The organism is Pseudoflavonifractor capillosus (assembly GCF_016902575.1).
Classification (GTDB): domain Bacteria; phylum Bacillota; class Clostridia; order Oscillospirales; family Oscillospiraceae; genus Enterenecus; species Enterenecus capillosus_A.
The window spans coordinates 1-653 of record NZ_JACSNZ010000121.1 but is presented as its reverse complement, the minus strand read 5'-3'; the positions used below and the strand labels follow the sequence as shown (position 1 = coordinate 653).

1 protein-coding gene is annotated in these 653 nt (G+C 55.3%); it reads left to right on the top strand.

Going from position 1 to position 653, the window contains the following annotated elements:
* Positions 1–653, top strand: a 653-nt coding sequence (locus tag H9X86_RS13170) for a Fic family protein (protein WP_204901753.1), incomplete at both ends; no start/stop codon positions are given.

Sequence of the window (653 nt, the reverse complement as noted above, 5' to 3'; positions counted from 1 at the left end):
TCAATGGAAAGAATCTGGTCTATCTGGATTCTGTTGCCCAGGTTCAGCTGTCGGCGGCCAAGGTGCTGCTGACACCCCAGAGCAGCAGCCAGGTCTATGGCAGAAAGGCTATGGAGGACGAAATTCTCTCCACCTTCTCCATCGAGCAGATCGACACCTCCCGGGACAGTGTCCGCAGGATTTTGTCTGGCTACGCCCCCACCAACGAGAGTGAGAACCGTATCTACGGCATGAAGAAGGGTCTGGAGTTTATCAGTGATCCTCAGCATACGATCAGCGAGGAGAGCATCCACCAGCTCTATGCGCTTACCATTGGGGCGTTTTTACCGGAGGAGGATCAGCTCCTGCCCGGCCATAAATACCGCCATGACAGCGTGTATATTGTGGGTGACAAAGTGGAGCACACCGGCCTTCCCTGGCAGATGCTTCCGGAGTATATGGGGAATCTGGTGGAGTTTATCCATCAGGAATCCGCCATGAACGACCTGCTGAAAGCGGCGCTCATCCACTTCTACATCGCCTACCTGCATCCCTGGTTTGACGACAACGGCAGAATGGCCCGACTGATACACCTGTGGTATCTGGTGCAGCAGCGGTATTCCTCCGCTCTGTTTGTCCCGCTGTCTGAGTATGTGGAGAAGAGCCGCCGGGGT